Source organism: Streptomyces sp. ISL-99 (genome assembly GCF_018614005.1).
GTDB classification, from domain to species: domain Bacteria; phylum Actinomycetota; class Actinomycetes; order Streptomycetales; family Streptomycetaceae; genus Streptomyces; species Streptomyces flavidovirens.
Genome location: NZ_JAGGPC010000073.1, coordinates 15,302 through 36,655, shown reverse-complemented (window position 1 = coordinate 36,655; position 21,354 = coordinate 15,302). Strand labels below are relative to the sequence as shown.

Here is a 21,354-nt window from a genome sequence, read left to right as displayed (position 1 = left end):
GGGACGCATGGGCCTGCATATCTCGCGCATCGAGATCAAGAACTTCCGCAACTTCCAGCACCTGGTCATCGACAACTTCCCGGTCCACGCGGTAATCGTCGGCGAGAACGGGGTGGGCAAGTCGAACCTGCTGGAGGCGATCCGCCTGGTTCTTGATCCCTCGCTACCCGACGCGCGGCGCCTGCTGCGCGAGGAGGACATCTGGGAAGGCCATCCGACGGGCCTGTCCGGCCATGCTGAGGTGAGCGTCGTCATCGAGCTGCAGGGCTACGACAGGGACGACGATGCCAAGGCTGTCCTGGCCACGGCCACTGTCGACTACGCCCCCTACACCGCCCGCCTGACCTACCGCTTCGCTCCCCGCACCGAGATCGATGCCGCCGGGCAGCAGACGCCGGTCACCGGGCGGCCGCTGACCCCTCAGGACTACGACTTCGTCGTCTTCGGCGGCGACAACGAGAGCAACGACATCCGCTCCATCCGCCGCGAGGTGACCCTGCGCGTCCTGCCGGCCCTGCGGGACGCCGAAAGCGACCTGCAGTACTGGCGACGCAACCCCCTGCGCGACCTTCTGGAGCGGCTTCCCCTGGACCCGGCCAACCTGGAGGCCACCGCGACCGCGGTCGCGGCCGCCGTCGACCAGCTGACCAAAGACGCCAACATCACGAAGCTCGAGCAGCACCTGTCCAGTCGGCTCAAAGAGATGCTGGGACCACGCCTGGCCGTCGACCCCGCCCTCGGCTTCGCCTCCTCCAAACCCGACGAACTCATCCGCTCTGTAAGGCTGTTCGTCGACACGGCTCGCCGCAGAGGCATCTCCGAGACCAGCCTGGGCAGCGCCAACGTCATCTACCTCGGCCTGTTGCTGGAAGCGCTCAGCCAGCAACGCCTGGACGAACAGTTCGTCGCCACCCTCGTGGCCGTGGAAGAACCCGAAGCACACCTCCACGTCAGCCTGCAACGCCACCTGTTCGGCTACCTACTGCGCACAGGCACCTCGCTCATGCTCACCACACACAGCCCGCACATCGCCGCCGTAGCCCCCATCCGCTCCTTCATCGTGCTGCGCGCCACCGACGGCGGCACCGTGGGGGCCAGCACCGCCGCCCTGCCGGTCACCGACGAACAGGCCCAGGACCTGGAGCGCTACATCGACATCAGCCGCGCCGAGGTGCTCTTCGCCTCCGCGGTCATCCTGGTCGAAGGCCTGGCGGAACTGTACGTACTGCCCGCCGTGGCCGCCGCTGCGGGATTCGACCTCGACGCCTACGGGACCGTCGTCGCCAGCGCCCACGGAACCGACTTCAAGCCTTACCGGGCCCTGCTCGGACCCAGCGGCCTGAACACACCCCACGTGATCATCACCGATGGCGACGCCACCCCCGACCAGCTCAACCGACGCGAAGCAGGACTGCGGCGAGGGGCCAGCCTCCACCCAGACGCCGCCCGCAGGACCACGCTCGTCGACGCCATCCGACAACTGCCGCCATACGAGGAAGCCGACTACTACAACCGGCGCGGCCCCCTGGTCCGGGAACTGCAAGACCTCGGCATCTACGTTGGCGCCCAGACCCTTGAAGCCGACCTGTGCCTGCTGTTCGGCGAAGAGATCGTGCGCGCGTTCGAAGAGCTGAACGGTAACCCCGGCGCCGTTGACGACGTGCGCCGCGGCGTCGCCAACGAGCAGGAGCTGTCCCCGGATCTCGACATCCGCACGACCATGCTCAACCGCATCGCCGCCCTGGGCAAAGGCCGCTTCGCCCAGCGGCTCGCCGCGCACATCAGCCGCAGCGACTTGCGCACCCGCCTGTGCACGGCCCTCGGCATCGACGACACCACCCGAGCGATGGACGCCCAGGCCCTGAGCCGCCTGGGCCCCGAGTCCTACCTGCTCCTGGCCCTCGACGACATCTCCCTCCAGGTGCGCGGCACCCCCCTCTTCCCGGCCCTCGCACGCGGCGAAGGCACCAGCGAGCAACGGGAAGCCGATGCCTCAGGTCAGTGATGCGCTGCTGCGCGAACTCGAAGAACTCCACCCCACCCAGCGCACCGCCGTGCTTCACCCCGGCAACGTCGTCCTGCGCGCCGGCCCTGGCAGCGGCAAGACCAGAACCCTCGTCGCCCGAGTGGCGTACCTGCTGCAGACACAGGTGTCCGCCTTCCGGGGGGTCGCCTGCATCACCTACACGAACGCGGCGGCCGACGAAATCCGACGGCGCGTACTCCACAGCGGCGTGCACGCCGAGGGCCGCCTCACCTGTTCCACCGTCCACGCCTTCTGCCTCAACGAGATCCTGCGCGCCTTCCCGGCGATCATCGGGCAGCCAGCGCCGCATGCCGGGCAAGTCCTCGGGGAAACGGCCACACAGGTGCTCCTGCAGCACTGCTTCGACCAGATCGGCATCGCCGAGACCCTCGCCCAGTTCCGGATGCCCGAAAACACCAAGATCCGCCGCGCCCTGGCGTGTGACGAACCCCTCGACGCCTTCGACCCCCGCGAAGTCGCAGCCGCCGCCCGCTACGAGGAAGAACTCGCCGCCCGAGGCGAGATCGACTTCGAGGCAATGGTGACGCGAGCGGTGCGCGTCGTCCGCGACCACGAACCCGTACGGGATCTCCTGCGCGCCCGCTTCCCCCACCTCATCGTTGACGAATACCAGGACCTCGGCGGTGTCCTCCACGAACTCGTCGTAGCCCTGCACGACCTCGCCGACATCACCGTGTTCGCCGTCGGGGACACCGATCAGTCCGTCTTCGGGTTCACCGGAGCCGACGCAAAATACCTGACCGCCCTGGCCAGCCGTGACGACTTCCTCGACCTACCCCTCGAAGTGAACTACCGCAGCGGCCAGGACATCATCACCGCCGCCGAGGCCGCGCTGGGCGAACACCGGGGGCGACGCGCACGCGAGGGCGCACCTCCCGGAGACGTCAACACGTGGCAGGTGCAAGGAGGCCTGGACGAGCATGCCCAGGCGGCCTGCGATCTCGTCGAACAGGCCCAGCAGCGGCAAGTGCGACCGGAACGGATCGCCATCCTCTACCCGCACCGGGGCCCGCTGCTCGATGCCCTGCTGCACGAACTGACCCGGCGCCAGCTGACCTTCCTCTACGAGCGGGATGACAAACTTCCGGCAGGATCGCTTTCCCAGTTCGTCCAGCGCTGCGCCAGCCGCGCCGTGGCCAACCACCAGATCCACGCAGCCGGTCACACCGAGCGGCGAGACATGCTGCGCCGGGCCGAAGCCCCCACACTGGCCGCGTTGGGCCTCTTCCTCACGAGACTTCGACACGAGGCACAGATGCCCCCGCCCGCCTCCCGCCTGGCCCTGCTCAGAGCTCTGCAGCACACCCTCGACCCCATGCCCTCCTACCCGGCCGACGCCCCCGCCGCCACCTGGCTGGAGCGACTGCGGGCCAGCCTCGCACTGAATACCATCGCCGCCCTGCACCCCGACCAGGACAACCACACCTGCCTCGACGACCTCGCCGACCTGTGCCAGAGAGAAAACCTTATGCTGCAGGACCTGGCCCAGGGCGAAGAAGTGATCGGCAAGATCCTCCTGACCACCTACCACGCCGCCAAAGGCCGAGAATTCAACACCGTGATCCTGCCCGGCCTGCTCAACGGGATCATCCCGCGTGACGTCGTAGAGCGCGGGAGGTGGCGCCGCCCCACCCCGAAGGAACTGGCGGAACAGCGCCGCGCCTTCTACGTGGCCCTGACTCGCGCCGAACGCACCGTGCACCTGATCGTCGGCCCCGGATACCGCACAAAAAACGGATACTGGATAGAGAAGGGACCATCGGATTTCGTCGTGGAGATGATCAGGAGCCTTCGGTCCTCAGTGCAGGGCGACACCTGACATCCCCGCCTGACGCGAACACGGTCGGCTGGTGGCTGCACGTGCCCACCCAGTCGGCGCTGCGTCATCGCGGTAATCAGCCGTGACCTCGTTCGGACGGCGTCCGAGGAGAGCCGGGTCGGCGCGACGGCGCCGACGCGATCACGAGATGATCACGTTGAAGAACAGCACGCCTCCGGCGAACGCAGCGCCACCGGCGAGCAGGCCTGCCGCGGGTGTACCGCCGGTCCAGACGGTCAGGCCGGCGGCGGCCGCCGCGGTCAGGACGCCGAGCAACAGGATGACCGCGGCGCGCTGGCTGAGCAGCGGAGGCTGCGGATTGGGCTGAGGCACCGTCACACTCCATGCAAAGTAGGGGAATGCACCTGTGTGTTTCCAGGTGCGGCTGGTGCAGGAGGTATAGGCGGGAACCGAGCACGTCACCCCCTGTGACGTGAATCACCGTCAGCTACCGGAAATTTCTTGAGGAATGCCGGGGGGAAGCAGCCGCGTGGCGTCTAAGACATACGCGAGACGGTCCGCACGGGCCGCCGGGAACCTGTCGCAGATGCAAGGGAGCGGATGTGCCGGAAGCGCTCGAGGGTGGCGAGAACACCGCCTGCACCCCTATGTGCCCCCTCGATGCGGAGGACGCGGAGCTGACGCCGGACGACCTGTCCCGCCTCGACCGCGACCTCGGCGACGTCACGGACCCGCAGGACGCCGCCCGGCGCCGGCAGGCGGACGCCACCATCGTCGAGGTGCTGCGCGCCGACGGCTTCGCGGGCCCGCGCTACCAGAAGGTCGTCAACCGGCTGTCGGAGTACGGCTACCACACCATGAACAAGTGGACCGCCAGCGGCGAGGCCTTCCGCAAGGCCCGCCAGGCCGGTCGGCCCGTGCCGGTACAGAAGATCACCTTCGGCTGGACGCCGGAGGACCGGCACGGCGTCGTCGTCGACAGCGTCCTGGGCGGCCTGCACGTCTTTCGCACCTACGGGCTCGTCCAGGGCCGCTGGAGCCCCGACGGCGGCGCCAGTTTGGACACCTACTTCATCGGTGCGGTCATCCGCGCCTTCCCCCGTGTGTATATCCGCTGGTTCGACGGCCACCAGCAGAGGCAGACTGAACTGGACCACTCCCAGGACCGCAACGAGAACGCCGACGTGTTCTCCCTCGTGCCCGACCAGCGGGCCCCCGATCCCGCCCACACCGCGGTCACCCACGACTACCTCGACCGTCTCCTCCCGCTGGTGACGGACCCGCAGGTCCGCGAGGCCCTCGGATGGCGTGCCATGGGATACACCCAGAAACAGGCAGCGCAGCGGGCCGGCTTGACGGAGAAAGCACTCGAGCGCCGCACCCGCCGACTGCGTGACCGCCTCGCCCCGCGCGTGCGCCAGCTCGAACTGGGAGAGGGAGGAGCACGATGAACGTCCGAAGCGAAGGGACCATGAACATTTCCGAGACGCCGGACTACGACGACTTCGACGCCCTGCTGGACGCCTCCAGCCTCGGGGCACCGCGAGTGGTCGCCGCGCTCGGTTCGGCCACCCCGGACGCCCGACGGCGCTTCAACACCGCCGCACACCACCCTGCGTCCTGCAGCCCCGCCCCGGCAGACTCGCCCGCCGACACCGGTGTACAGACCCAACGACCCACGTCCTCAAACCCTGAGGGCAGGGCCGTGGTCACGGAAGTCGGACTCATCACATGCTCGACCGGCTCCGGAAAGACGCACGCCTTCCTCGACCAGACCAGCCAGGCACGCCGCCGTACGAACATCGAAGAGGGATTCACCAGCCGACCGGCACGTCTCGCCGTCACCGCCTGGCCCCGGCCGTTTGCCTCACTGCCCCTGTATGTGCTCGACGAGGCTCACCGGTCGACGAACCCGATCACTGTGCAGGTACAGGGATATCTGGCCGCGCTCCTGAGCAACCGCGTGACCAGCCGTTCGCACGCCCCACGGCATTCCGGGGACCTGTGCCAGCTGTTCCACCAGACCAGCGCACTCCCGGCTGCCCTGCGCCGCATTGAACGACCAGCGGGGGCGGAGCGCGACGCGCTGCACGACAAGCTAGTCCGGCGTCTCCTCACCGACTTCGAGACGGTCGACAGGGCATACCGCCGGGCAACTGCAGTTATGCGCCTCGCCACTTGGATGGCGGACATGCGGCACGGCACAAGTGAACAGAACCTTTGGGGGCAGGCCTGGCCAGAGGCGACAGCCTTCTCGTGGCTTGTTGACGCGGACGAGACACCGGCAGACCTCGATAACCAGTCCTTCCCGGGCATGCCGTGGAGCAGAACGGACGGGCCGCAGCTGCGCACCAAGCAAATGCGGTGCCTTCGGCGCAACTGCCGGCGGCACCCAGCGATGCCGCCCGACGCCCCCTTTTCCCCCCAGGACCTGTTGCGTCGTATCGCCCGACTCGGCCCCGCACCAGGCGAGCGGCCTCTGGACCGCAACGGACTGGCCGCGACCGGCTCCGAGGGGTGGCTTAACTGGCTGCACGCCACGGCGCCCACCGACAACGGCTGGCTGCCGCTTATGTACGCATGCGTCTTCAACGAGATGGGACACGCCAGCCACGTCAGCGCACCTTGGCCCGACGCACCACGCGAAGTGGAGCTGGCCACGGTACGTGGGCTGCGACTGGCCTGCCGGGCGCTCCGTACGACCGATCATCCCGCGCCCAACGATCAGCACGCGTCTGCAGCAGCTTCCACGGCAGACAAGAAGCAACAGCACGACACCGGCGAGGCGCGCATCGAATCGTGGCACGGCATGGTTCACGCCTCGATCACGGCGCATCTCCATCCAGGTGTCGGCAGCAGCCCCCTGCCGCTGCCTACACACCTCAACTACCGCCTGACGGATCCTTACGCGGTAGAAGCCGTGTTCGATCCCGGGCCACACCAGGTGACGTGGACATTCGCCAGAGATCTCTTGGCGGACGGGCTGCATGGCAAGGCGGGCAGAGGCGACATCAGCATCTGGACCAGCCCTGCCGATTCTGGTCATCCGCGCGCTTTCATGCAGCTCAAGTCACCCACCGGAACAGCCCTGCTGTCCTTGCCGCCCGCACCCGTAAGGGAGTTTCTGACCGAGACGACCCGCATGGTGGCAAGAGGAAGCGAACACGCCTTGCTCAGTTCCAGCCTCAACGATCTGGAAGCGCAGCTGAACCAGCTCAGTGTCTTCCCCGGAGGAGTGGACTGACGTGTGCCGCGGCACCGCTGCGCGCCACTCCAGGTGCAGGCTGAAAGCCCGATCACATCCGGCGCTAGGGTCCTGCAGACCGGCTTCCTCGTGCGGAACTCATCCGGCGCGGTGCCTCCCACAGCTTGGCTGCGGGAGGCACCGCGCCGCCGGTGAGAGAGCCGGACGTGCAGAGGCAGGGGGCTATCGGCTGTCGCCGCGGCCGATGCGGATGTCGTCGAGGAGCCGCTTGGTGATGGCTTCCGGTTCGTTCTCGGTGGCGGTTTCGATGGCTTCCTGGGCGGCCTGACAGATCAGGTCGCTGAGGGAGGCGATGTAGCCGCCGGTGCGCTGGTGCAGGTACTTAGAGAGTTTCAGCAGGGTGCCGGGCTTGTGGTCGTACAGGCACAGGTCCTCGTCGAAGCCCTGGACGACGCTGTGCCAGTCCTCGCCGTAGGGGATGATCCCCGCCCACAGCACCGGCAGGTCGCTGAAATAGGTCTTGCCCTTGACCACGTCGGGCAGGTTCTTGCGCCGCCTGTCGTAACGGGCCTCGTGAACGATCTCGCGAGCGCCGGTGCCGCAGAAGACGAACGTGGTGTTGGTGCGGTCCTGCAAGGCTTCGAAGTAGCTGAAGGCGGCCGCGATCTCGTTGTCCTGGATTCGGTTGATGCCGTCGATGAGGACGAGCCGGGTCTTCGCCTGGCGCATCACATGGGCGACGGCCTCGGTCATGTCGGCGGTGCGGCGGTTGCGGTCGTCCGGATGGAGGGTGTGGTTGAGACCCAGAAACTCGGCAAAGGGCAGCGACCAGTGCAAATTGCTCCCCCGCTCGGGCGGGACGGTGACGTAGACGACGGGGATGCGGTTGGGGTCAGGGCCCAGGTCCGATTCGATCAGGCCCTGGAAGCCGCGGCCGATCTGCACCAGCAGCGTGGACTTGCCGGTGCCCCGGTCCCCGTCGATGATCATGTCCGTGGCGCGGCCGACGCTGCGAAAGCGGTTCTTGCGCAGCTGGCGCCGTGCGTCCAGCAGACCCCGCCACAACGCCGGTGTGATCACCGGGAGCATCTCGGCGTGGTACATCAGGCGCGGGTCACGGGGCCCGACCTCGGTGCCCTTGGGCGCCCAGTCGGCGCGCTCGAGCGGGGCGAGGCGACGCGAGGCCGCAAGGTTCCAGCCCTCCCGTGTGGTCAGCAGCGGGGGGTCGACGGGCTGGGTCACGGCCTCGGCTACGCCGGGGCCGAAGACGCTGATCAGCTTTTCTCGGTTCATGATGCTTCTCCGTCGTCTTCTTCGGCACCAGGCTCTGCGGTGGGGGGCGGAGCCGGTCGGGGGGCGGGTTGCTGGGTGATGCCGAATACCTCGGCCGCACCGCCGCGCAGGCTCAGCGCGCCCGTCCGGTACGCCCGGGCGGGTTCCTGCACACCCTTGCCGCCGGTGGCCGCGGGCTGGCCGGCAACGGCCGGTTCGACATCCGTGTCGGTCTCCGTGCCCGGATCAGCGGGCAGCGGGGGAGGGGCGGGACGGGGTGCGTGCAGGAAGTGTTCGGCGGCCATGGTCAGCGCCGGCGCCCGCACCACGGTGGCGGGGTCAGGGTCGGGGATGCCCTCGTACGGATCGGCCACCGGCACGTCCAGATCGAGGATCGGGCCGGTGAACAACTGCGGCACTCGCACAGTGTCGGGGTCCGGGCCGCGCCGGGCCCGCTCACGCAGACGGGACACCTCGCGGGCGATGCGCCGCTGATCCTCTTTGTGGCCGCCGTCCTCAAGGACGGCGAGGGTGGCCTGCTCCCACGTCCATTCGGTCCACTCGTCGCTGATGAGCCGCTGGTGGATGAATTCCGCCTCCACCCAGTCGTCCTTGTTGTGGTCCCACAGCCACACGAACCGCGGCGCGTAGGGGCTGTAGCGGATCTGCCAGCGCCTGCCCTGTCCGGGAATCTGGGTGTGCCGGTTCTTGTACTCCTGCAGGGCCTCGCTGTTGTAGGTGCGGTTGCCGATCCTGACGCCCTTGTCCGTCACCTTCAGATAGTTGAACGGCAGCAGCTTGCGGTTTTCGTGCGCCGTCAGCACCAGCGGCACATGCCCCTCGGCGGCCACCAGGGTGGCGTACATGCGGTTCGGGCTGATGGTCAGGCCGGGTAAGAACGGGCTGCGCAGCCCGTCGTGCGGTTTTTGCTGCCAGTCCAGGGCGATCCACTCATTGAGCAGGTCCTGCAGCTCGTTCAGGCTCCACAGCGGCCCGTCGGCGACGTGTTTGCCGCGCCGCTTCAGGTCCGAGCCGGTGTAGCCGGCGACGTACTGCGAGAACCGCCGCTTGATCGCGTTGAAGGTGCTTTCGATGATGGCCTTGTCGGTGGCGGTGCGTTCCCGGGCCGGGCGGACCTTGATGCGCAGCATCCGGCACACGTCGTCGAAGTGCTCGCTGTTGAAGATCTTGCCGTGGTCGACGACGACCATCCGTGGGCGGATCACCGGCCGGGCGGCCGCACCGGCCATCCGCGGATCGCACGCCACCAGATCCGCGTACGGCATCTCGGAGTGTTCCGCCAGCGCCCGCGGCGACCAGCCGGGCCGGGCAGGCATCGGGGCCAGGGCCTGGGCCAGCATGAGCACCGCGTCGAAGGAGCGGGTGGCGCGTCCGCCCAGCCGCCGCCCCCTAGGCCCGCGGCCCCGCACCTTCGGCACGATCATCGCGCCGATGATGGTCCTCGACACCACATCGATCGCCGCGGTCAATTCCACCTGCACCGGCCGCCCGTCGTCGCCGATCGCGATGATGTCCAGGCCGGTGGAGTCGATCTGCACCTGCTCGCCCAGCCGTCGAGCCCGGGTCGGCGTGTAGGGAGGCACCGCGCCGTTGGCTTCGTCCAGGCGGCGGTCGGTGGGCCAGTGCAGCGAGGCCACGTTGATGCCCAGCCGCCCCAGCAGCCGGTAGAAGGTGGCCCTAGAGATCATCAACTTGTCGTACTCGGCCTCGTGTTCGCGCCACACGGCGGCCTGCAGCCGCTCGTACAGCCGGCTGGCGTCCCCGTCGGATTCCCCGAGCCCGGACTTGACCTCCGCCAGCAGTAGCTTTACTACCCGTTCGTCGGTGCGCCCCCAGGGCGAGCCCGGCACGATCTCGCGGATCAGCCCGAACACGCCGCGCGCCTGATACGCGCGCCTGCGCCGCTCGAGCGTGCCGGCCGAGGCATGCCGGAAGCCCAGCGTCTTCATTTCCGTGGCCTTGGCGGCCAGACGCTGGCGCACGGTGAAGCGGTCGGGGTCGTAGCCGGGGCGCGGTACCGCGCCCTCCTCGGCATCCGGGGGCACCCCGTCTTCGATCTCCCGCAGATGGCGCTCCCAGTCCCGCACCAGCTTCAAGTCGGCCTCCGACAGGAGGGACAGACGGCTAGTGTCCGTCACCTGTTCCCGCTCGAGTCCCTGCAGGTCCTCGTCGAGGAGAGCGAAGTCGTCGGCGCCGACCACGGCCTCGACCAGGGCTCGGGCATCCGCTCCCTCCTCATCCAGGCAGCCCAGTTGCACTTCTGCACCCTGTAGCACCAGGACCCGGTAGGTGCCGCCCTGCCAGCGCAGCCTCGCCCCTAGCCGCAGTCCGGCCTGCTCTCCTGTATCCGGCTGCCTCACGGCTGTTGCCATCCCTTTATGCCTCCTCGGCATCAGCCGCCTGGCTGGCCCACACCGGCGAGGTCGGCAGCAGCGGCTTGGTCCAGTCACACTTCAGCTCGCCCGTCCACACCAGATGCCAGGCATAGCCGGGCGCGTTCAGCCCGAGGCCCGAGGCGGCCGCGCCCGCCTGCAGCGGGCGCGGCGTGGCGAACACCTCCAGCAGTACATGGCGGACGTGATCGGCGGGGGCGAACTCCGGGCCGCTGAAGTGCGCGGCGCTTTCCAGCGAGGACCGCAGCACCCCCTGCGGCACCTGCAGCGGGCGTATCTCCCAGCCCGCCTCGTCGCCGGCCTGCCGCAGTACCCGCTCCTCCACGCCCGCCTCGTCGCGGGGCGGGTGCGCGAAGACCAGTCGGCGTTCGTCGCGGGTGCGGGCGACGAATGCCGGCTCTACGGTGCCGCGCCGGCCGTCCAGCTCCCACTGCACCTGCACCACACCGGACTGGAAGCACACGATGTCCGGGTCGAAGTCGAGGAGCATCGCCGCGGCCATCTGCACCGTGCTCGTGCACCACACCACCTGCCCGGTGGTGGCCGAGGCCCACTTGGTCAGGATGGAGCGGCGGCCTTTGTAAGCGCGGGGTTCGGACAGCGGCTCACGCTCCTCGACCGGCACACCCCGCAGCCCAGCCGGCTCGTCGCGGCAGGTCCGGCCTGCCGCGTTGCGGTACTGCACCTGTACGTTCATCGGCCAGGGCAACCCTTCCCGCACCCGTCATCCCGCAGCCCTTGGCGGCGTGACGTGCTCGGGCCGATGGTATAGGCAATTGCAAGCTGCCCACAGGACAGGTTGCAATTGCTCCCTTGGGCGGCTATCTGGCGGACTTAGAGATCGTCTCGTTTGGTTTGCCACTGCGGCCAGAAGTGCCCGGATCCTTGTGACTGACGGGGGATACAAGACGCGTTCCGGGCCGCTCCACGGCTCTGGGCGTTCGGTGGCGGACATGGGAGCCGCTGCAGCTGCACAGGGCCGGGGTAGAAGGCTGAGCTGTTGGGGCCGGCCATGTCCTCGCCGATGAGGTAGCGGTAGACCCATTCAGCGAAGCTCATGTGGTGTTCGGTCCAGCCGATCTCTCCATCTTCGACCAGGAGCCGTGGGATGACGGATCCAGGGGCCAGGAAGATGGTCTCGCCACGGTCGGTGCTCGCGATCGGCCACAGTCCGTCGGTGGTGCCGAAGCTCAGCTCCTTGAGTCCGAACAGCAGGCGGGGATCTTCGTCGGTGTCAAGGTCGAGTTCGTCCCAGGGCACTTCGTTCAAGGCCCGGACCGTGTCCCGGATCCACTGCCCCAGGTTCCATCGCTCGGTCGCAGGATGGGACAGATACAGATGGCCGTTGAGATGGATTGGAGCGTATGCGTCGACGAGGACTTGGTAGTCGGAGGGCAGCTGTATTCCGAGTTGGTGTGCCGGATACCGCGTCGTCGCAGGTAGCGTCGAGTTGGGGGCCGTGGCCGTAGTGTCCGGGTGTCAGTCCTGCGGGAGTAGCTGTGGATGGGTGTGCGCCCGTGTTTGGCTTCCGGCTTCTCGCGCCTGTGAACGCAGTTGCTTGCCGGTACCGGCCGCCGTGCCCAGCGCAGGAAGGATTCGGTCGGGTGCGCGTGGTGGAGTCTGAGGGTCAGGGGCGGCTCAGACCCCACGTCTGCAAGGCATATGGCCGCCCCTTCTCCTCACCCGTGATCAGCGGCACGTCGAGCAGTCTGAAGCCCGCCTTGGTGGCCACGGCGACGCTGGCGGCATTCTCGGCCTCCAGCTCCAGGATCACCTGCTCCGCGCCAAGCTGATCGAAGGCGTACGCGGCCATCACCCGCACCGCCCGCGCTGCCAGCCCCTGGCCCCGGTGCACCGGGCCGACCGCATAGCCGAGCTCCGTGCCCTCGGGTGCACGCCGCAGCATTACCTCGCCGAGCGGTGCGCCGCCGTCGACGGTGATGGCGAGCAGGATGGTCGTGCCCTCCTCCCGCATCTGCCGGTCCCGGTCCAGCGGTGCACGGGCGGCGGCTTCGTCGAAGGGTGAGACGATCGGTGTCCAGTACGCGATGTCGGGGTGGTCAAACAGCCCCGGCATCGCGGACAGGTCCACTTCCGTCCAGTCGCGGAGGACAAGCCCCTCCCCCGAAAGCTCAATCCGCTCGGGCAAGGACGACATGGTGCTACTCATAATGGTGGACCTCCCTGGCTTGTTCAGGACGAGGCAGGATAACCAGGAACAGGCGTAGGCCCACGGGAATATTGCGGGGATTCATCAGACCCCGGCCGTGGTGGTGTCCGCCAGAGCCTCCGACGGCTCCCGCAAACCACCTGCACCAGGACCGGCGCGATTGCTCCGTCGGTGCCGGGCACGCTGCAGACCCGCAGTTGGTGAGCTTTCGAACTCCGGGGTGATGAAGACCCGGTAAGCAGTCTCCGTTTGACCCCGGGGATCCAGGAACTCCAAGGAATCGGTGGCCTCGGGGGCGGCGGCCACGCCCACGATGGTCGTGGCCAGCCTCAGGTCATGAAGGCCCAGAGCCGATACGGCTTCATCCAGCCTGTCTGCTGGGAAGGCCAGCAGGCGGCCGGCCTCCATGGGAGCTCAACCGGCAGTTCGTTCAAGAGCTTCACACGGATCAGGCGCCCAGCCCACGTATGCTACTGATTGGCAACTTAAGGGGGAGTTCTCGTCCGAGGACTCTGGGTTCGCGCCGCCGGTCGACCAGCCGTGACGCATGCGCGGGCCTCGATGAAGGACGTATATGCATCACCGTATGACGCGGCATACTGTCGCGTTTCTGACGGTCCTGGCGGTCTTTCTCTGCCTGGGCCTGGGGGAGAAAACCGCGGCGGCGGCCGAGGGCATTGAGAACCGAAAGGCGGCCGCTGACGCCACCGAGAAGATCGCGGGAATCGTCAAGGCCGCCGCCAAGTACTCCGGCTGTGGAGCCAAGCCGCTGCTGGAGAAGCCCGCCTGCTACCGGGAGTTCGCCGACAAGGCGATCCGGGCCGGCGTCGGCGTAGGCGTGGCCGGATACGCCATTCACTACCTGCACAAGGACAGCACCCAGCACTTCGTCAATCTGCGCAAGGAACTCGCCGGATTCGAGCAGCTGAAGGAGGCGGTGAAGCAGGAGCCCGCCAAGATCGCCGACCCGGCCACCCGGGCCGAGGCGGAGAAGCGGATCCACGCCGCCTACGCCGCCGCACGGGCGGATGTCGATCACCGGCTGGCGAAGGTCAACGAGACCATTCAGACAGTCCTGGCCCTGGCCGAGGTCACCGTCGCCTTCCTGCAGGTGATCTTCGCGCTGGCTGCCATCGTCGGCGACCCGGAGTTCCAGAAGGCCGCGAAGAGCGTCAGGACCGGTCTGGAGGGAGTGGGCAAGGACCTCGACCAGATCAACGCCGGTCTGAGCCAGATGAGTCGGGCCATGGACGACATGAACAAGTCGCTGGGCGAGGTCAACGGTGCGTTGGACCAGATGAACCAGGGGATCGGCCAGGCCAACAAGGGCATGGAGGAGTTGAACCGGGGGATCGGCCAGGCCAACAAGGGCATGGGGGAGATGAATCGGGGGGTCGGCCAGGCCAACAAGGGCATGGACGAGCTCAACAAGCACGTGCCGGGCATCAAGAAGGGCGCCGAGAAGCTCAAGGAGATGCCCGGTATCGAGTTCGACTTCTCCCACATCAAGGACACCTGGAGCTCCGGCACCTCCGGACTCGACGCCGACGAGCAGCAGCGTCGCATGGGTCTGCTGCTGGATCTGCTGCCCGGGATCGGGGACGGAAAGGGCATCGTAGAGGCCGTCACGGGCAAGGACCTCGCCACCGAGGAGGAGCTCAGCGGGCTCGACCGGGCCACGGGCGCGTTGGTGGTACTGCGCTGGCTCAAGGTCGGCAAGAAGGCCCTCACCGGAGACGACGTGAGGGACGCCCGCAAGGCCACGTGCGTGGCTGGAAGTGTCACGGACAACAGCTTCCCGGCCGGAACTCTGGTCCTCATGGGCGACGGCGCCGCCACGCCGATCGAGCGGATACGCGAGGGCGACGAGGTCCTGGCCACCGATCCTGAGACGGGCAACACCAGGCCGGAACCTGTGACCGACCTGATCACTGGATCGGGGGACAAGCGACTGGTCACTCTCACCGTGGACACCGACGGCACGGCCGGCGACCGCACGGACACGATCACGGCGACCGACCACCACCCGTTCCGGACGCTCGGCCCCGACGGCTGGACCTACGCGGTCGACCTCACTCCCGAGACGTGGCTGCGCACCAGCACGGGAACCGCAGCGCAGATCACCGCGGTCGAGACCAGTACCGTTCCACAGACGGTCCACAACCTCACCGTCGCCCGGCTGCACACGTACTACGTGCTCGCCGGAAGCACGCCCGTCCTGGTCCACAATGCCAAGAAGAACAAGTGCAGCCTTGAGATCGACCACGTCGGCCAGGTGGACCAGGACTGGGTCACCAAGGGCGCTCACGTCAACATGAAGGACGGCATGGAGGTGGCCCTGCGCCCGGACGGCAAGGGCGGTATCCGGGGCGAGGCGATCCGCCTGTCGCGCGGCACTGCCACTCAGAAGCAGGTCGACGCCGTCGTCGCGACGATCAAGTCCGACCCCAAGTGGCGCGCGGACATGATCAGGGTAACGAAGGGTGCCAAGGAGGTCTTCGAGTCCAGCGCCAAGGCTATGAAGGAAGGCCGCAATCCGCAGTGGCGCTTCAGCAACGACCGGACGGCCGAACTGCAGGCCCTGATTGAGGCAATGGAGAAGATGTAGATGTCCGATCTGGATTGTTACGCCCACGTCGCCGCCCGCGGCGACGTACTGGGCGTGGGCATCGGCGCGCAGCCCGCCGAGTGGGTGGGCCGGCTGGGGGCCGACTACGTCGACGACGCGGACGGAGGTCTGCTGCGGCGCGACTACGGGCTCGTGGAGCTGTCGTTCCAGGAGGAGCACGGTGCCTGGCCCTGCTTCGGGATCAGCGTTCAGTTGCACCGGCTGCGGTGGGACACGGAGTCGGCCGTGCCGGCACCCCTCCGGAGCGTGTACGGCGACTTCGCCCCTCGGATGCCCTTCGAGGACCTGGTCGCCGCGATCACCCGCCTCGGCTGTTCGGTCGAACCGGACGACGACGGGACGGCCGCGGACTTCCACCGCTACCGGGTTCCCGAGTCCGGCGTGAGGATCTTGGTCCGCGTGGACGCCGCCACCCATGGGTCGACGGGTGACGTGTGGAGCCTCAGCGTGTCTCCCGCCTGGTGGCGCGAGACCGGCTGACGGGGGCCGGGCCCCGGCCGGCACAGATCGGCTGGGGCCCGGGCGCCACGTGCAGGTGTGCTCGTGGTCGACTGAATGCCGCTTCGCGGCGGCGGACAGGTTCTGTCGCCAAGGCGTACTTTTGGTATGAATTTCGCTGGAATGGCACTCTTGGGTGATTATTGGGTTTAGGTCACTGCAGACGACGCGGATCTAGCGTTTCGTGCCCAGGCAGCGGCTGCGGCAACATCTCCCAGACCCCTCCGTCGACAGGGTCGTAGTAGGGTCGCAAGTGCAGGATGTCCCTGCGGCGCTCCTTCGGCAACGACCACACTCCGCGGCCGTATCTGAACGGCAGGCAGGACCGCTGAACCCACGCCTGTACGTTTCCAACTGGTCTGCGGGAGCCCCGGGGAACGCATTCGGAAAGAGCCCGCGCCAGCCCTGTCCGGGGATTCCAGCGCGGCGCACGGGTCCTCGACACCGTATGGCTGCGATGCCGATGCAGCCACAGCTCGACCGGTAGACGAACCTCGTCTACCTCGAACGGGCTTCCCCACGAGCGGAAGAGCTGCCGCATCTGGCGCTCCCACGCACCCGGGTTCAGTCCGCCCTCCATCTGACCCTGGTGCCACTGCGCGAACATCTGCGCCAGCCGCACGACCTCCGGATAGATGACGACGAGCGCGGGAAACGGGTCACTGTAGTCGAGTGCGGGAAACGGCCGTTGCCGCTCGATCCACACAGGAAGCGAAAGACGCGGGTTGTTCCACCAGTAGGCACAGGCGCTCAAGGCATCGGAGAATAAGAGCCGGCCCGTGGTGCCCAGCCGTTGCTCGAAGCGGATCCGCTGCTGTTCTGCCCGAATCACCTGCGGGATGCGACCGCACAAGGATGCCCGGATGGTCTGCTGTTCAGGCTGGGCATCCAGCCAGCACCCATGCTGTCGGCATACCTGCCACGGCATGTCGCACCAGACGAAAACCGGATGCCGAGAGCCTTTCACCGCAGCGCACCTGTGGCAGCCCTGCAGTAGACGTGGCAGTCCCGGCGCAGGGCGTTCCCATCGCCAGGCGCTCTGCGGGGTGAGCCCTGCCAGCAGGGATCCATCACGCAAACAGCGCAGGGCCTTCTGCAGTTGAGCTGTGGGACGGCCGGAGAGGACGGAGAGACGCTCCAATGCGGCGGCACTCAGATACAGCTCCGTCTCGCTTGGCTGCACCGGGCCCGCCGGACCGGAGCCAAGCAGCGTCAACAGGTCGGTCGTCCCCAGCCCATTGGCCCGGGCGAGACGCTGCACGTACGAACCGTTCGTCTCACCTGCCAGAAAGCCGATCCTCTGAGGAAGAGCCCGCAGCACAGGCATGGACTCTGTTTTGGGAGACTCCTTGACCGACACGAGAACCTGGCCTCCGAAGGACTCTTACCGGATACGAAACGGCTTCACGCGCCAGACCATGCTGGCGACGGGTCAGCGATGGGCCATTAGTCAACGACGGCAACATTGAAAAATTTTGGCAGTTGGTCGACAGTGGTCGTGCTTGATACGTCTCCCGCGGCGGCAAGGCCGAAGCGCGTGCTCTTGTCAGAAGCGCCATCCCCGAATCCTGGGTGACACCGGCAAAATAGGGCGCTTGGTATTCTTGGCCACAAGAATACGGCAGTGAAGCGAACGGGTATGCGGATAGCTGGCCTTCGGCGCTTCGCCGCGACGGGGCCGCTCGGTCAGCCATAGGGCCGCTCGGTCATTGCGAGGACTCCCCATGGGACACACGTGATCTCGTCGACGGATTGCATTCCGCCGATCTCTTCGTGCGGTAGGGCGAGGGGCAGGTGGGTCCCGCGCGGTCGCGGCTGAACCGGCGTCCGGGGGAGGGTGTGCTTCTCGCTCCACGCCTGAAGAGCCATCCCAATGTCCGAGCGAAATTCCGACTTCGCTTGCCTCAACCACTCACGCTGGTGGACACGGGTCAGGCGTCCCTCGACGCGTCGGCGCTCCGCCGAGATCATGGCGCTGGCTACCTTCACCACGGTCGGCAGCAGCCGCAGGGGTGTGGTGCGGTCGGTGCCGAGGCGCGGCGCTCGTACAGCCTCGTGTGCCAGGACTCCGAAGGCATCTGCCACCAGGACCCGGCCCGCCGGCCCCAGCCTGCGAACGAGCTCCACGCGCCGACGCTCTGCCTCCACCACGTGGGGGCCGGGGGCCAGGTCAATGAAGGGCACTTTGTCGTCGCGCGAATTGTCACTGAACCGCCCGTGCCGCACGCAAATGTGCCACCTGTCGGGACAGATGAGCCACACAGGTTCATCGACCTCCCGGACGGTGGCACACAGGGCGCACCCTCGCACCAGGTACCCGCCGTGGGGCACCCACGGCCACTTCCACACCGGTCCGCCGTCAGCGTTGTCGGGTAGCAGATGTTCGTCACTGGTGCTGGGCAGCGCTCTGGTCAGTTCCCCGACGGGCCGGCCGATCAGTGCGGCCAGACGGCCCCTTGCTGCCCGGTTGACGTACAGCTCGGTGTAGCGCGGATCCACATCAGGTGCGGACTGCCCTTCGCCGAGGCTGTCCAGGAGCCGGCTGGCAGTCAGTCCGTTGCGGGTGGCGAGACGTGTCATGTATGAGCCGGTGGACTCACCGGCCAGGAAACGGACCTTGAGCGGCAGCGACCGTGGGTGCACTGAAGAACCTCGTCCCTGCGCTGACTCCTGTGTGGCGCTTCGCCCCCTGCAGGTGATTTCGGCAACGACGAGCGAGATTACTCCTGACAAGGTAATTTCGCTGCCGCAGAGCCATTTTCGGTACCCGGGCCGTACTGGTGCATAACCTGGTGCCGCATAAGCGCAGGTACGAGAGCGAGAGACCCGCAGACCCATGACGCACCCCGGCATCCAGCTGCGGGATCATCAGCGCGAAGCGTTCAAAGCCGCCGTCCGCAGCCTGGCCCACATGCCCCGCGTCACCGTGGTCTCCGCCACCGGTAGCGGCAAGACGATCACCGCGATGCGGATCGCCGAGCACTTCGCTAGCCGCGGCAACATTCTCGTCGTCGTCCCGTCGCTGAACCTGGTCAGCCAGACCGCCGGGCACTGGGCCAGGTACAGCGTCATCGAGAACATGCTCGGCGTCTGCTCCCTCAGCCCGGCCCAGACCGGCACCGTTCGCCTCCCGCTGACGACCAATGCCCGCCGGATCGCCGAACTCGTGGCGGGCAACACCGGGCCCACAGTCGTCTTCACCACCTACTCCTCCCTCCCGGCACTGACCCGCGCCCACAAGAAGTACCGGCTCCCGCCGTGGGCTATCGCGATCATTGATGAAGCCCATCGCAGTAGCGGCAGTAGCAACAAGCAGTGGGCGGCCATCCACAAGGACAGCGCCGTGCCCGCCCGGCGGCGTCTCTACATGACCGCCACCCCCCGCACTTGGGGACTCGAAGACCCCGGCAAAAAGAAGCGCCGCAGGAAGCCCTCCGCCCCCGACGGCCCACCTGAACCCCTCGCCTCGATGGACGACCCCACGATCTACGGCCCCGTCGTCTACCAGCTCGGCCTCGCCGACGCCATCGACCGCGGCATTCTCGCCGACTACCGCATCGTCGTCCCCGTCATCGACGACGACGAGCTACGCGAAGTACTCCAGACACGCGGCGCCACCCAGCACATCGACGGACTGCGCCTGTCCGCCCTCCAGGTCAGCCTCCTGCGCACCATGGCCACACACCAGGTACGCCGCGTCATCAGCTTCCACAGCCGCATAGCCAACGCCCACCAGTTCAGCCAAACACTCCACGACACCGTCGCCGCAGCCGCCAAAAGCATCGGCATCCGCCGCCTATGGGCCTACCCCCTCCACAGCGGACAGCCCCTGCGCGAGCGAGCCGGCCGCCTCGCCGAATTCGAAAGCATCCCCCTACTGCGCCGCCGCACCAGGAATCCTGATGCCGTCGACGGCGCCGTACTGTCCAACGTCCGCGTCCTGGGAGAAGGCGTCGACGTGCCGGACGCCGACGCAGTCCTGTTCGCCGACCCCAAACGCAGCCCTTCCGACATCATCCAGGCCCTCGGCCGCGCACTCCGCCAGCCGCCGGGCTCCGGCAAAATCGCCGTATTGATCATCCCGGTATACGTAGGCCGCCGGCAGACCACTGAACAGGCGCTGGAATCCTCAGAGTTCAAGATTCTCTGGGAGGTCCTCAACGGGCTGCGCGAGCACGACGCCAAAGTCTGGCGCCGCCTGGGCGGCGGAGGCCACGACCCCGACCGCGACGACAAAGCCCCCTTCCCGCTTGCACCCGAACGCGCCGCCGAGATCGCCCCCATCACAAGCCTGCGCGCCCACCAGACCGACACCCGCATATGGTCGGCAGGCTGGACCGCCGCCATCCGCTTCTACGAGCGCCGCAAGCACCTCAACGTCCCCAGCGAATACACCGACCCGTCCGGCTACCCCCTCGGACTCTGGATCGGCCAACAGCGCTCCCTGTACGCCAACGGCAGCCTTGCCCCCGACCGGGCCCTGGCGCTGTCCAGCCTCAACATCTCCTGGCCCCATCCTCCAGGCAGCTTCGAAGACCGCCTCGAAGCTGCGGTGACTTTCGCCGACACCCACGGCACTCTCGCCCTCACCATCGTCCCCAGCAGCAGCGACGGTCCGATGATCCGCTGGCTCAACCGCCAGCGCGCCCTGGCCGACAGCGGACGCATGCACAGCGCGCGGACCGCCGCCCTCAACGCTGTCGACCCGTGGTGGAACCCGCCGTGGGGGGTGGCCTGGCAGCACGACTACACCCACGTATGCCTTCAGCTCGCCACCCAGACCAACACTGCTGCCTTCGAGCCCGCACCCGTTTCCGGCGAAGACCCCCATACCTGGCTGGACCGACAGATCACACAGCTACGCGACCTGCACACCCAGCAGGTCCGGCTCCTGAACGACCTAGCCGCCCGTCACCCCGACATCCACCCCCACAGCCTGCTGCTCCTGCCGGCCTCCGCTCCACGGACCCGCGCCTTCCACCGCGGCCTTAAAGCCGCCCGGCAGTTCCACCAGCGAGAAGGGCACGTCCAGGTCACCATCGGGCACCGGGAGAACCTCCACGGCGACGACGTCCTCCTCGGCCGCTGGATCAGGAAATGCCGTACCAACACCGCACAGCTGACAGGACCGCAGATCTCTGCACTGACCGCCCTCGGTATCGAACCGGAGCCAATCTTCCAGGAAGCCGAACTCACTGTGCCCGACGCTACTGAGGACGAGGACGACGTCTGGTGGGCAGCACCGGAACTGCCCTGGGTGTCACCAGCCCGGCTCTCCTCTCACTGAACCAACGCGGCCATGCACACTGAACAGCCGCCACCATCAACACCGGCCGGGC

15 protein-coding genes are annotated in these 21,354 nt (G+C 67.6%); 7 read left to right on the top strand and 8 right to left on the bottom strand.

The window, feature by feature from the left end; translation table 11 throughout:
• Positions 1-7 precede the first annotated feature (7 nt).
• Together J7E91_RS32440 and J7E91_RS32435 are read left to right on the top strand one after the other, a co-directional pair.
• Positions 8-2,005 (top strand): ATP-dependent endonuclease, encoded by a 1,998-nt coding sequence (locus tag J7E91_RS32440; RefSeq protein WP_214910486.1) that lies wholly within the window; start codon positions 8-10, stop codon positions 2,003-2,005.
• On the top strand, positions 1,989-3,866 hold the full coding sequence (locus J7E91_RS32435; RefSeq protein ID WP_214910484.1) for an ATP-dependent helicase: 1,878 nt from the start codon (positions 1,989-1,991) through the stop codon (positions 3,864-3,866). Before J7E91_RS32440 ends, J7E91_RS32435 begins: the two co-directional genes overlap by 17 nt.
• Before the next feature lie 141 nt (positions 3,867-4,007).
• Here J7E91_RS32435 and J7E91_RS32430 read toward each other — a convergent pair whose 3' ends face one another.
• Positions 4,008-4,199, bottom strand: coding sequence for a hypothetical protein (locus J7E91_RS32430; protein WP_251016598.1), 192 nt, complete (start codon positions 4,197-4,199; stop codon positions 4,008-4,010).
• Between the two features lie 230 nt (positions 4,200-4,429).
• Between J7E91_RS32430 and J7E91_RS32425 the strand changes: the two genes are divergently transcribed.
• Positions 4,430-5,278, top strand: a complete 849-nt coding sequence (locus J7E91_RS32425; protein WP_308377526.1) for a sigma-70 family RNA polymerase sigma factor — start codon at positions 4,430-4,432, stop codon at positions 5,276-5,278.
• Positions 5,275-7,071, top strand: a complete 1,797-nt coding sequence (locus J7E91_RS32420; RefSeq protein WP_214910482.1) for an SsgA family sporulation/cell division regulator — start codon at positions 5,275-5,277, stop codon at positions 7,069-7,071. The genes J7E91_RS32425 and J7E91_RS32420 overlap by 4 nt, the downstream gene beginning before the upstream one ends.
• Before the next feature lie 183 nt (positions 7,072-7,254).
• On the opposite strand, the gene J7E91_RS32415 is transcribed toward J7E91_RS32420, so the two are convergent.
• From J7E91_RS32415 to J7E91_RS32395, 5 genes are all read right to left on the bottom strand, one after another.
• Positions 7,255-8,325, bottom strand: coding sequence for an ATP-binding protein (locus tag J7E91_RS32415; RefSeq protein ID WP_214910481.1), 1,071 nt, complete (start codon positions 8,323-8,325; stop codon positions 7,255-7,257).
• The gene (locus J7E91_RS32410; protein ID WP_214910480.1) at positions 8,322-10,697 is read right to left on the bottom strand and encodes a Mu transposase C-terminal domain-containing protein; all 2,376 of its coding nucleotides are present in this window, start codon (positions 10,695-10,697) and stop codon (positions 8,322-8,324) included. Before J7E91_RS32410 ends, J7E91_RS32415 begins: the two co-directional genes overlap by 4 nt.
• Positions 10,698-10,701: 4 nt before the next feature.
• Complete coding sequence (locus J7E91_RS32405; RefSeq protein WP_214910479.1) at positions 10,702-11,415, bottom strand: hypothetical protein; 714 nt, start codon at positions 11,413-11,415, stop codon at positions 10,702-10,704.
• A 137-nt stretch (positions 11,416-11,552) separates the two neighbouring features.
• The gene (locus J7E91_RS36500) at positions 11,553-11,987 is read right to left on the bottom strand and encodes a hypothetical protein (protein ID WP_251016591.1); all 435 of its coding nucleotides are present in this window, start codon (positions 11,985-11,987) and stop codon (positions 11,553-11,555) included.
• Positions 11,988-12,345: 358 nt separating this feature from the next.
• A complete protein-coding gene (locus J7E91_RS32395) occupies positions 12,346-12,888 on the bottom strand; it encodes a GNAT family N-acetyltransferase (protein ID WP_214910478.1) in 543 nt (180 codons plus the stop codon).
• Positions 12,889-13,474: 586 nt separating this feature from the next.
• Between J7E91_RS32395 and J7E91_RS32390 the strand changes: the two genes are divergently transcribed.
• Complete coding sequence (locus tag J7E91_RS32390; RefSeq protein WP_214910477.1) at positions 13,475-15,496, top strand: pre-toxin TG domain-containing protein; 2,022 nt, start codon at positions 13,475-13,477, stop codon at positions 15,494-15,496.
• Positions 15,497-15,997, top strand: a complete 501-nt coding sequence (locus J7E91_RS32385) for a hypothetical protein (protein ID WP_214910476.1) — start codon at positions 15,497-15,499, stop codon at positions 15,995-15,997.
• A 172-nt stretch (positions 15,998-16,169) separates the two neighbouring features.
• Here J7E91_RS32385 and J7E91_RS32380 read toward each other — a convergent pair whose 3' ends face one another.
• Both J7E91_RS32380 and J7E91_RS32375 read right to left on the bottom strand, forming a co-directional pair.
• Positions 16,170-17,375 (bottom strand): TniQ family protein, encoded by a 1,206-nt coding sequence (locus tag J7E91_RS32380; protein WP_214910475.1) that lies wholly within the window; start codon positions 17,373-17,375, stop codon positions 16,170-16,172.
• A gap of 326 nt (positions 17,376-17,701) precedes the next feature.
• On the bottom strand, positions 17,702-18,853 hold the full coding sequence (locus tag J7E91_RS32375; protein ID WP_285439162.1) for a TniQ family protein: 1,152 nt from the start codon (positions 18,851-18,853) through the stop codon (positions 17,702-17,704).
• Here J7E91_RS32375 and J7E91_RS32370 point away from each other — a divergent pair.
• Positions 18,852-21,302, top strand: coding sequence for a DEAD/DEAH box helicase (locus tag J7E91_RS32370; RefSeq protein ID WP_214910473.1), 2,451 nt, complete (start codon positions 18,852-18,854; stop codon positions 21,300-21,302). The genes J7E91_RS32375 and J7E91_RS32370 overlap by 2 nt on opposite strands.
• Positions 21,303-21,354 lie beyond the last annotated feature (52 nt).

Excerpts from the sequence above, each read along its gene's own strand:
- J7E91_RS32415 (WP_214910481.1), bottom strand. The coding sequence starts at position 8,325 with ATGAACCGAGAAAAGCTGATCAGCGTCTTCGGCCCCGGCGTAGCCGAG.
- J7E91_RS32435 (WP_214910484.1), top strand. The coding sequence starts at position 1,989 with ATGCCTCAGGTCAGTGATGCGCTGCTGCGCGAACTCGAAGAACTCCAC.
- J7E91_RS32375 (WP_285439162.1), bottom strand. The coding sequence starts at position 18,853 with ATGGGTCTGCGGGTCTCTCGCTCTCGTACCTGCGCTTATGCGGCACCA.
- J7E91_RS32410 (WP_214910480.1), bottom strand. The coding sequence starts at position 10,697 with ATGGCAACAGCCGTGAGGCAGCCGGATACAGGAGAGCAGGCCGGACTG.
- J7E91_RS32395 (WP_214910478.1), bottom strand. The coding sequence starts at position 12,888 with ATGAGTAGCACCATGTCGTCCTTGCCCGAGCGGATTGAGCTTTCGGGG.
- J7E91_RS32370 (WP_214910473.1), top strand. The coding sequence starts at position 18,852 with ATGACGCACCCCGGCATCCAGCTGCGGGATCATCAGCGCGAAGCGTTC.
- J7E91_RS32440 (WP_214910486.1), top strand. The coding sequence starts at position 8 with ATGGGCCTGCATATCTCGCGCATCGAGATCAAGAACTTCCGCAACTTC.
- J7E91_RS32390 (WP_214910477.1), top strand. The coding sequence starts at position 13,475 with ATGACGCGGCATACTGTCGCGTTTCTGACGGTCCTGGCGGTCTTTCTC.
- J7E91_RS32405 (WP_214910479.1), bottom strand. The coding sequence starts at position 11,415 with ATGAACGTACAGGTGCAGTACCGCAACGCGGCAGGCCGGACCTGCCGC.
- J7E91_RS32385 (WP_214910476.1), top strand. The coding sequence starts at position 15,497 with ATGTCCGATCTGGATTGTTACGCCCACGTCGCCGCCCGCGGCGACGTA.
- J7E91_RS32420 (WP_214910482.1), top strand. The coding sequence starts at position 5,275 with ATGAACGTCCGAAGCGAAGGGACCATGAACATTTCCGAGACGCCGGAC.